Annotated in this window: 12 protein-coding genes; 9 read left to right on the top strand and 3 right to left on the bottom strand. The window is 36.5% G+C overall.

Going from position 1 to position 11,073, the window contains the following annotated elements; genetic code table 11:
* The first annotated feature begins 514 nt into the window (after window positions 1–514).
* The 9 genes from ACYPZI_RS06560 to ACYPZI_RS06520 all read left to right on the top strand — a co-directional run bounded on the left by ACYPZI_RS06560 (window position 515) and on the right by ACYPZI_RS06520 (window position 6,807).
* Window positions 515–949, top strand: a complete 435-nt coding sequence (locus ACYPZI_RS06560) for an alpha-2-macroglobulin family protein (protein ID WP_459599829.1) — start codon at window positions 515–517, stop codon at window positions 947–949.
* A 414-nt stretch (window positions 950–1,363) separates the two neighbouring features.
* Window positions 1,364–2,533, top strand: a complete 1,170-nt coding sequence (locus tag ACYPZI_RS06555) for an ATP-binding protein (RefSeq protein ID WP_459599827.1) — start codon at window positions 1,364–1,366, stop codon at window positions 2,531–2,533.
* A gap of 290 nt (window positions 2,534–2,823) precedes the next feature.
* Window positions 2,824–3,444 carry an imm11 family protein gene (locus ACYPZI_RS06550; RefSeq protein WP_459599825.1) on the top strand — a complete coding sequence of 207 codons (621 nt, stop codon included), beginning with the start codon at window positions 2,824–2,826 and terminating at the stop codon, window positions 3,442–3,444.
* A gap of 60 nt (window positions 3,445–3,504) precedes the next feature.
* Entirely contained in the window at window positions 3,505–4,350 is an 846-nt protein-coding gene (locus ACYPZI_RS06545; protein ID WP_459599823.1) for a virulence RhuM family protein, read from the top strand.
* A 51-nt stretch (window positions 4,351–4,401) separates the two neighbouring features.
* Window positions 4,402–4,995 (top strand): imm11 family protein, encoded by a 594-nt coding sequence (locus ACYPZI_RS06540; protein WP_459599821.1) that lies wholly within the window; start codon window positions 4,402–4,404, stop codon window positions 4,993–4,995.
* Between the two features lie 49 nt (window positions 4,996–5,044).
* On the top strand, window positions 5,045–5,641 hold the full coding sequence (locus ACYPZI_RS06535) for an imm11 family protein (protein WP_459599819.1): 597 nt from the start codon (window positions 5,045–5,047) through the stop codon (window positions 5,639–5,641).
* Between the two features lie 12 nt (window positions 5,642–5,653).
* A complete protein-coding gene (locus ACYPZI_RS06530; protein ID WP_459599817.1) occupies window positions 5,654–6,061 on the top strand; it encodes a DUF4240 domain-containing protein in 408 nt (135 codons plus the stop codon).
* Complete coding sequence (locus ACYPZI_RS06525; protein WP_459599815.1) at window positions 6,058–6,501, top strand: VOC family protein; 444 nt, start codon at window positions 6,058–6,060, stop codon at window positions 6,499–6,501. The genes ACYPZI_RS06530 and ACYPZI_RS06525 overlap by 4 nt, the downstream gene beginning before the upstream one ends.
* Before the next feature lie 6 nt (window positions 6,502–6,507).
* The gene (locus ACYPZI_RS06520; RefSeq protein ID WP_459599813.1) at window positions 6,508–6,807 is read left to right on the top strand and encodes a hypothetical protein; all 300 of its coding nucleotides are present in this window, start codon (window positions 6,508–6,510) and stop codon (window positions 6,805–6,807) included.
* Between the two features lie 261 nt (window positions 6,808–7,068).
* Here the strand turns inward: ACYPZI_RS06520 and ACYPZI_RS06515 are convergent, their stop codons facing one another.
* The 3 genes from ACYPZI_RS06515 to ACYPZI_RS06505 form a co-directional block, all read right to left on the bottom strand.
* Window positions 7,069–7,227, bottom strand: a complete 159-nt coding sequence (locus ACYPZI_RS06515) for a hypothetical protein (RefSeq protein WP_459599811.1) — start codon at window positions 7,225–7,227, stop codon at window positions 7,069–7,071.
* Window positions 7,228–7,471: 244 nt separating this feature from the next.
* Window positions 7,472–9,847 (bottom strand): GH92 family glycosyl hydrolase, encoded by a 2,376-nt coding sequence (locus ACYPZI_RS06510; RefSeq protein ID WP_459599809.1) that lies wholly within the window; start codon window positions 9,845–9,847, stop codon window positions 7,472–7,474.
* Between the two features lie 12 nt (window positions 9,848–9,859).
* Window positions 9,860–11,059, bottom strand: a complete 1,200-nt coding sequence (locus ACYPZI_RS06505) for a glycoside hydrolase family 76 protein (RefSeq protein ID WP_459599807.1) — start codon at window positions 11,057–11,059, stop codon at window positions 9,860–9,862.
* Between the last annotated feature and the right edge of the window lie 14 nt (window positions 11,060–11,073).

Genomic DNA, 11,073 nt, shown 5'->3' with positions numbered 1-11,073 from the left:
CAGAAGCGATCTACTCTTCATCTTTTTTCTTTTTTGTTTCATAATAAAATATGATTATGTTTATAGAATAAGTAGTTTATATTGGTTTTAGTTAAATTTTCTTCTTTAGAACTGCTTCCTACAAGAATTTCGAAATCTTCTATAAGAGGCTGATCTTTACTGAAAAAGATCAGCCCTTTTTGATAGACCAGAAATTATACCTTATTTATTAAGGTAGCCAACGGGTATCACCTACACGGTTGGTTACTATCGGAGAATTAGGATTTTTGATCATCAAATCACCAGGAGTGGTCGGAAGATTTTATAGTATTAGTTATCAGTTAATTACAACTCATTTTATCAGAAAAAAACAGTTACACTGAGAAATACTGAGCAGACACTGAGGTTCACTGAGACTAAAAAAACTCAGTGGTACTCAGTGTTATAAAATATATTTACCGACCTGATTATAAACGATTGAATTGATAAACAATAATATATGATATATTGAAATCTTCCGACCTCTCCTGGTACTATGCCTCTGTTTATTACTACTTATCATAAAAATCCTATAAAGGAAAAATCGAAAGGATTTGAAATATCAACAACATTCAAGATAAATAATGATAGCGTAGCTGATTTGAAAGAGGGTAAAACTACGACATTACAGGCAACGCTTAACCTCGCGGGGGATGCAGAATATGTGCAGATAGAAATTCCTATTCCGGCAGGCTGTTCTTACGAATCAAAAACTATGGGCAACTATTGGAAAGAGGCGCATCGGGAACACTACAAGGAAAAAGTAGTAATTTTTTGTAATAAACTCTCGAAAGGACAGCATGTATTTGACGTTGAATTGTTACCAAAATATACCGGTCGTTATACGCTTAATCCAGCAAAAGCCGAATTAATGTACTTTCCTACTTTCTATGGAAATGAAGATATTAAAACAACTTTGATAAAATTCTAGTATTCTCACTTTATGAACATCAAAATATAGAATCGGATAAATTCAAAAATTACTTTGTAAAAAATATCTCTGATTTGGAACGTATTTCGATACCTAACTTCGACAACAATAAAATGCTGTTTACTCTTACTTTGCAAATATACAGATCGAATTGTATCGCTCCCTTTATTACAAACTAATATCCTGAAGTTAAAGAAATTTCATTTTCAAGAGATCAGATCTCTTTTCGTCTTAATCGTGCTCGAACTCACAATTGAAACAAAGATTTTGGGAAGAATTTTCCATCCAATATTTGATTTTTTAATAAAAATCAAATATATTTTCTCGCTTATTTGCACAGTCATGGAGCAAATATATCTGTATTTTGCACTATTAAAGTGCAAAATATGATTATCTTTGTAAAAAAAGATAACGATGGAAAAGCTATTTGAGTACTCCAATAGACTGATAAAAGAAGCAGATACAGGCTTCTTACGCTATATGTATAACGAGATCAATTGGCAGAGCCAGATGATTGGACTTATTGGTCCTCGTGGAGTAGGAAAAACTACTCTTGTCCTACAATATATCAAGCAAAATTTGAATCCTGCTGAGACGCTTTATGTAACAGCGGAAGATTTCTACTTTGTTGATAATAGAATTACAGAGTTGGCAGATACTTTTGTTAAATATGGTGGTAAATACCTGTTCATCGATGAGATTCATAAATATAAAGACTGGGCAAGAGAGCTGAAACTGATTTACGATTATCACAAAGATCTCAAAGTTGTATTCACAGGTTCTTCAGTTTTGGATATAAAGAAAGGTGCTTCCGACCTTAGCCGCAGAGCTGTTATATACAACATGCAAGGCTTATCTTTCCGGGAATATCTGATGCTGTTTCATAAAATCTCTAGTAAAACATATTCATTAGAAGATATATTACAGCATAAAGTAGAAATTGCCGATTTGCAACGGCCTTTACCGCTTTTTGCTGATTATTTGAAAAGAGGTTATTATCCATTTGCTTTGGAAGAAGATTTCGAAATACGTTTAGGGCAGATAATAAATCAAACACTGGAAAATGATATTCCAATGTATGCCGATATGAATGCGGCAACAGGTAGAAAACTTAAACAGCTATTATCTATAATCTCAAAAAGTGCCCCATTCAAACCCAATATGAGTAAAATAGCGGAAATGTTATCTGCCAGTCGCAATAATATATCGGATTATTGTCTGTATATCGAAGAAGCAGGCATGATCGCTCAACTTAGAGATAATACAGGGGGTATTCGTGGATTGGGTAAAGTCGATAAGATATATCTGGATAATACTAATCTGATTTATAATCTTGCGGAAAACACTTCTAATATTGGGAACATTCGGGAAACATTCTTTTTAAATCAAATGCGGGTAAAATCTGATGTGTTTACTTCTCCTATTGCTGATTTCTTGATTGACGACAAAACATTTGAAGTCGGAGGTAAAAACAAAGGACAGAAGCAGATTAAAGAAGTCGAAAACGGATACATCGTAAAAGACGATATTGAAGACGGTTTTTTAAATGTTATTCCTCTTTGGCAATTAGGATTGACTTATTGATAAATATTCTCAGAACTTTCCACCAAATATTTCGTTTTTTCACCAATGTCACGTATATTAGCATAAGTAATTGGTACAAAACAGAATGCATACAGAACCTATTTATGAGTTTGTACCGAAAAAATCGTTATTTTATTGATATATAAATATCTATGCATTCTGTATCAACTTATCAAAACAACAACAAACAAAAATCAAATAAATATACTGTAATACAATTAATTATATATACAAATTTGATTTTACAAAAACATATTTTATAAATTTTAAATTAAAAGGAGAATAAAAAAATGAACAAAAATCAATTCGACAACGAGTACTATGTAATGAACGTGGACGGAGCGAACAACCACCCGCTTTTGGCGTGGGGCAAAACCGATTATTCCGCTTTTATGGAAGCCGAACCAATCGACGAAAAAACTTTGGAATTGCCGCTCAAAATTATTTTTGGGCAACCTTATCCCAAACAGTACGAAATGGCTGACTTTTTAATGCTTGATGCTGATTTTTCAGGCAGCGAAAAATTGAAAACGCTTTTTGAAACGCTAAATATTTACGGCGTTCAATTTGTCCCCGTTGAAATTACCACCAATAAAAAAGAAGTTATTACAGGGCATTACGCCATTCATTTTCACAACCGCCTGCGAGCCATTGATGAAAATAACTATGAGGGCGGCAAACCCGATAGATTTGGCACTATTATGGATTTAAAGCGTTTTTCGCTCAACGCCGATTTATTCAATAACATTCCTGCAGAAAAACGCAAGGTTTTTTTATTGGAAGAAAATACAGGAATTGTTATCGTTCACCAAAGCATTTATGAAGCCATACAAGCCGAAAACCTGACAGGAATGCGCTTTTGGAAAGTTTCGGATTGGGACGACAACGCAATGTTCAGGCAATCAGTTTAAAAAACATTAATTTCACAAAAAACATATTTTATAAATTTTAAATTAAAAGGAGATTAAAAAATGCCAATAGAAATATCAGCAAACAATAAAAACGAAATTATTTTATATCAGCCCGATAACGCTATTCAGTTGGAGGTGTTGGTAGAGAATGAAACGGTGTGGCTTACGCAGGCGCAGATGGTAATACTTTTTGGCAGAGACCAATCAGTTATCTCGAAACATATTCGTAATGTTTTCAAAGAAGGAGAATTAGATAAAATTTCAGTATATGCAAAATTTGCATATACTGCCGCAGATGGAAAAACATATATTGTTGATTATTACAACCTTGATGTAATAATTTCTGTTGGTTATCGCGTAAAATCAAAACAGGGTACGCAATTCAGACAATGGGCAAACCGTGTTTTAAAAGATTATATTCTAAAAGGTTACGCAATCAATCAACGATTTGAACGGTTGGAATACCGAATGACTGAAAATGAAAAGAAAATTGATTTTTTCGTAAAAACGGCTTTGCCGCCCGTTGAAGGCGTGTTTTATGACGGACAGATTTTTGATGCTTATATTTTTATTGCCGACCTGATAAAGTCAGCCACAAAACGAGTGATTTTGATTGATAACTATTTAGATGAAAGCGTATTAATTTTCCTGTCGAAACGAAATGCAGGCGTAAAAGCCGCCATTTACACCGCAAAAATTTCTGCTCAACTGCGGCTTGATTTGGACAGGCATAATGCCCAATATCCTGAAATCTTCATTGAAAAAAAACAAAACATTCACGACCGTTTTCTTTTGCTCGACAACGAAATATATCACATTGGCGCGTCATTAAAAGATTTGGGCAAAAAACTGTTTGCCTTTAACAAAATGGAAATGTCGGCAGAGGAATTATTGAAAAATATTTGATTAATTAAATAAATATATTTTATAAATTTTAAATTAAAAGAAGAATAAAAAATGGAAAACGAATTTGATTATTATATGATTGAAAGCGACGGTGCATATCAATCGCCTGCATTAATGTGCGATGATGATGTTGACCCTGAAGGAATAGAGTATCTTTATGATATGGAAAAAGCAGCAGAAGGTACGGTTACTCATTTGACATTCCGTCCGCCTTATCCCAAAAAGCCGCAAATGGTTGATTATCTTTTTTTAACGGGGCGACAGGTTTTCTCACGAAAAATCTATGATGTTTTGAAATCCCAAGAGATTAAGGGTTTACAATGGGTGCCTGCCGTTATCAGAGGAAGAAAAGGGGAAAAATATACCGATTACTGGGTTGCTAATGCGTATCAAGAATATGCATTTTTAGACCCTGACAAATCTGATAGAAAAGGAAGTATAAGTGCCAGTGGAAGATGGGCTATGATTAATTCAATGGTATTTGATAATGAAAAAGTCTTACAAGTTCCGTTGGAAGAAAGGCGGGTGTTTATGGTACACGAAAGCGCGGCTCGTGTGTTGTATCATAAATCAATAGTTGATTTGATTATGTCGGTTAATCCTGTAGGTCTTGTGTTTGTTCCAATAGAAAAATGGAGGTTTTAATTTCACAAAAATATATTTTATAAATTTTAAATTAAAAGGAGAATAAAAAATGGAAAACGAATTTGATTATTATATGGTAGAAAGTGACGGTGCATATCAATCGCCTGCATTAATGTGCGATGATGATGTTGACCCTGAAGGAATAAGGTATCTTTACAGAATACAAAAAGCAGCAGAAGGTACGGTTACTCATTTGACATTCCGTCCGCCTTACCCCAAAAAGCCGCAAATGGTTGATTATCTTTTTTTAACGGGGCGACAGGTTTTCTCACGAAAAATCTATGATGTTTTGAAATCCCAAGAGATTAAGGGTTTACAATGGGTGCCTGCCGTTATCAGAGGAAGAAAGGGGGAAAAATATACCGATTACTGGGTTGCCAATGTATTTCATAAATATGCTTTCTTAGACCCACAAAAAACAGAAGGGGATATTAATGCAGATGGAGAATGGATAGGGATTGACAAGATGGTATTGAGTGAATATGCCGTATCCAAAGTGCCGTTAGAAGAAAGGCGGGTGTTTATGGTACAGGAAAGTGGCGCTCGTGTGTTGTATCATAAATCAATTGTCGATTTGATTATGTCGGTTAATCCTACAGGTCTTGTGTTTGTACCAATAGAAAAATGGTACAACGGCATTAGTTAAATTTTAAATTAGATGAACAACAAGCAATTTTGGCAACTGATAGAAGAATGCCGCAACCAATCAAATGGCAATAAAAAACAGTACAGGAATATTGCTGACAAAAAACTGGCAGATTTAAGCGTTGACGACCGCTTGCTTTTCAATGCTTATGTGAGTTTTTATGCCGCTTGTGCAGAAGAAAATCATACGTATGAAATAGGCTATCTGATTGGTGAAGAGGAATATCTGAATAAGGGTATCAGTAAAATTATTATTCGGAAATTAGAGGAAAAAATCGTAGAATTGGGCGGATGTGAAATATCCGCAGACCCTTCCGAAGAAAATATCTTCTCTATAAAAGCATTATTGAACAATAGCTTTAAGAAGAAGAAAGACGGAGATTATAGAAAAAGAATAACCATAAAAATTATAGAACAATGAAATTTAGCAATGTACGACTGTTAGTTAAAGACTATGCAAAATGTTTTAAGTTTTACACTGAGCAACTTGGTTTGGAAGCTCTTTGGGGTGACGAGAATAGTGGATACGCCAGTTTCAAAGTAACAGACGGTATGGAACGTTTTGCCCTTTTTGTATCTGATTGGATGGCTCCATCTGTAAGTAATGCAGATAAAGAATTGCCTGTGGGATTCCGGGAGAAATCACTTGTGTCATTCAGTGTGGATAATGTTGACGACACTTACGCTGTCTTGAAAGCAAAAGGTGTGATATTCGTGAATGAACCTACCGATATGGCTGGTTGGGGGATGCGTACAGTACATCTGCGTGACCCTGAAGATAATTTAATAGAACTTTTTTCACCATTGGCTCCGGAACAATGGAGTGAAGAGCTAATAGAAGAAAGTAAGAAATACGAATAATTAAGAATGGCCAAATATAGAAGACTGAACGATATTGTAAACAGGCATAAAATCCCTAAGACAACTAATAATGGTAAACTATACATATCTAAAATTCATATTGACAGGTATTTCAAGAAAAGAAATATTAATATTGCAGATATACAAGAATGGTATACAGTCGAGGAAATCAAACAAAAATATAATCTGACCAGAGATCAGATATATAGCAGAATACATGATAACCGCATACCTAAGCAAAGAATTGGGAAGAACATACAAGTATCAAAAATTCATTTTGACGAATTATTTAAAATAGAACTATAATGAATACTGAAAAGGCAATAATTGAGGGGCAGAACAAAAAAGATAGATTATAACAGCCTAAAAATTAGTTCATTATCAAAATAGTGACCGGAGGATTACCGGAGGATTGAGACCTCCGGTCGGACACTGGTCGGTTGAATACCATGATAACAAAATATGCCTCTATTGATGATAACAACCTGTTATCATCAATACATACACTTTTTAACAGGGACAATGATAACAGAAGTATCTTTTTTGTTTTGCCGTTTTTAACAGGCTTTAAGGATTTATCCCTGTCATTTCTTGAGGCAGTTTTCCCTGTAGTTTCAGCAATTCGATCATCCCGTATTCTATATCTCCGGGCGTGCCAGCCAGGTCGTCAGGATACGCGTCAAACCCGGATGCTTGCGTATGACAACTGATAGCCGTATTCGTCATATGCTTACCTTTATATTGTGGCTATGCTTGTTTTACTCTGCAAATATGCTGACAGTATCGAATACAAAACAACAAAAAGATGGTTTATATTTATAAGAGGAGGAGAGCCATCAAAGGTGCCTGTTTCGTTCTGCCGAACAATTATTGATATCCAAATATTGTATTGCGAAATGAAATTATAGTTAATATTGTAAATAGATATTATATCAACCTGTTTTAGGATGAGACAAATTAATCAAATCACTTATTTCATTAATTGTAAATTCGGTTCTTTTCCTAATTTCAATTTTAAAGTTCCCCCATTAACTATATCGGCAAAAGGAAGAAATACTGAATTTTGAAGATTTCCATCATATGCAATTGTTTGCAGATACATATTATCAGCCGAATTATTTTCAGCTTCGATGATAAATTTATCCCCTTTGTAGTACTTCTTGTCCAATGTGATTTCGACTTTATCGAACAGGGTACTACCTATCTGAAAGGTTGGATTTATCTCTGTCAGGCCCTTTACATCGAATAATCCGATGGAAGACATAACATACCATGCGCCTAGCTGTCCTTGATCTTCATCTTGACCATATCCATATCCATGCACTCCATCTGTCCCATAAAATTCGTTACAAATTGCACGCACCCATTTTTGCGACAAGTAAGGTTTTTCGGAGAAATTGAACATCCACGATATGTGTAGATTAGGCTGATTCCCATGATTGTAGACTGTATGCAAACCCGAAAAAGCATTTAATGTTTTACCTCCGCCGAATATATCTTTTTGCGAGATAATAAAAATGCTGTCCAGACGTGTATTGAATTCATCCTTGCCAACCATTCTCACTAATTTTTCTGGTTGATGAGGTACATAAAAAGTATATTGTATAGCATTCCCCTCTTGAAATCCTATCCAAGGAGCCAAAGGGTCAAAATCTTTGATAAATCCGCCATCTTTCAAACGGGGACGAATAAGGTTCGTTTCTTTGTCGAACAGTAGTTCCCAGCCATTAGACAGTTGGGACAAGAGCTTATAATCATCCTCCCGGCCCAGTTGTTTGGCATACTGTGCAACAGCAAAACTGCTGAAGGAATACTCCATGGTATGCGATGCACTAAAGCCGGACCCATCCGGACCCGTATCGAAGCCTAGCTCTGGTAAATAGGGTGAATAGCCGCGTTCCACGAATTGAGCAACATCGAGTTTACCTGCACCGGGCAGACGGTTTTTGCCATCAATTTCATTTTTGAGTGCAGCCTCGTATCCTAATTCAACATCGAAATCGCGAATTCCGCAATTGTAAGCAGCAGCAATGGCTAGGCTCGTAAAATTAGTTCCTACCCCCGAAACATATTTGCTGTTGGCTATACCATCTCCCAACCATCCTGTTTCGGAATATACCAAAAGTTGGCTTTGTATCCAATCCGAGTAATATTCGGGATAGGCCAATGCCCAAAGTTGGGTAAGGTTCCAGAATGCTCCCCAAATAGCATCGGTATTGTAATGGTTATGCACAGGTTTTCCTTCAGCATTGAGTCGTATTTGCCCCACTTCCCCATTATTTTTAGGATATGCTCCATTTACATCACTAGCCAGTCCACGGCCAAGCAAAGCATGAAATAGTCCGGTATAAAACTTGATTTTGTCATTTTTGTTGTCCGTTGTAACCTTTATCCTTCCCAGATAATCTTCCCATGTGTTGAGCGCATTCGCTTTGGCTGTGTCAAAGTCCATATTTGTAGCTTCGGCCTCCATATTTTTTTTAGCATTCTCAATAGATGTATATGACAAACCTAATTTTACAACGACCTTATCACTCTCAGACGTCTGGTATTTAACAGCCAACATAGCACCTATACCTTCTATTTTGTTTCCGTCTTTCACTTCGCCACCCCTAAGAAATACTTTGCTTCCGTCCACCGGTTTACTCAACTCGGCATGAAAATACATGCGCACATCTGCTCCTGTCTGGTATTTTTTTACATATTCGGGCGAAGTTATGACATAGCCCTCAATTGTATTATTATCTATCAATTTGATAGAAGCATCCTTCACATCGCCGCTTTCGCCCAATTTACTTCCTATATCGAAGATAATATATGATTCGTCCGATTCGGGGAATGTATATTGCTGAAACCCGACATGCTTGGTTGCTGTAAGTTCGGCTTTGATATTATAATCTTTCAACAAAACCGAATAATAACCGGCTGTGGCATATTCATCTTTTTTGTCGAACGAAGATCGATATCCGCTTTTCGGATCTTCCAGTGTCCCCGGAATTGTTTTCAATTCGCCCGTAACAGGCATAAGCATCACGCCACCCACTTGAAATTCGTGGAAGCAGGCAAAGCCCTCAATCGAAGTGTGTACATCCTCATATCCAACAGCTTCCCATCCCTGTTCGTTCCCATAGCTGCCGTTTGTTGAAGGGCTGAGTTTAGCCATCCCGAAAGGCACGGCGGCAGGTGTGTAGAAAAACCACCGGCTATGGGTTGTCCCGATATTTGGATTTACATAGTCTGTCAATTTTCCCATATTGCTTTCAGGGTTCTTGTCGCATGATAACAAGCTTAAGCCTAATAACAATATAAATCCACTCTTCATAAATTTCATTGTACTTCTTCTCATATACATTTGCTTTTAATGTTTGATTTCGCCCTTGATCATTGCAATTCGCGCAAGTAGTTCCGGCCAACAGGACTCGTCTAACAACCATTTTGGTTCCTTGCTTTGGTCTTTGCGCCCAGTCCAGTCGTTGTATACGAGACGTTCTCCGTCGCGGGCATGTTCCCATGCCCAATCTGCGCATCCGATTATTCCATTGACATATTTAGGATCTTGATTAACATCATACAATTCGTGATACCCTCTGAACAAAACAAGAATAAACCAGGGCAAATCGGATATATAAGGAATTTCGTCTTCGCTTCGCTTTACATAAAAGTTATAACTGCCTTCGGCCAGTATTTCTGCATCATTCAAATATTTCTCATCTTTGGTTATTTTATATAAACGTGTCGCAGATTGAATCATTGTACCTGTATTGTAAGTATAGGCATGCTTTTGAACCCCACTTCCCTCTTTAGTTGTAGTCAATAGCGAATTCCAAATGATATGTAACGAATCGTCTTTCAATGTAGACATCATCCAATTGTAAGATTTTATTCCATAATCGAGATATTCGTTCTCTCCACAAGCTTCATATAATTTGAGTGCCAAAACTGTCGCTTTTCCGTTCGAGCAGGCTGGTTTTTGATCTCTTATACCTTCTAACCAGGACGTCCCACCCCCAAAGTCGTTGCTCCATCCGCTTTGTATGAAGGTCATTACTTCCTTCGCCTTATCTAGGTACTGCTGTTTCTTCGTTACTTTATAAGCATCGATATAATCAATACCCACCAAGCCGTTATCATCATAATAACGATCTACTTTTCCAAATCTGACAGGATATGCCTGATATCCGGAAGGTGTACGGCTTATATCACAATATTGCTCAACGGCAGTTACCATCGAATCGATATAGGGAATATATTTTGCACTGTCGATACTTGCCAGGTAAACAGTCGAAGAAAAAACACCGCTCATCGGCCACAAAAATGAACATTCCTGCGCATTTTTCGCACCATCGTTGAAATAAGTCAGATCAGGTTTATATGAATTCGGGTAGTATTCCGAAAAAAGCCCATATTCAGGAACCCTGTAAAGATTCCACACATTGTCGAACATCTCTTCGGCATTGCGAAAATATATGTCCCCTTTCTTTTTTCCCGCACCCGTTGTATTACAAGATACAACGAGTATGGCATAGAAAAGTATAAAAAAAATGATAGTTTTATTCATTATTTATCATTTTC

The sequence above is a fragment of the Dysgonomonas reticulitermitis genome, assembly GCF_054601275.1.
The sequence above is the reverse complement of the archived record's forward strand: the minus strand, read 5'-3'. Positions and strand labels throughout refer to the sequence as shown.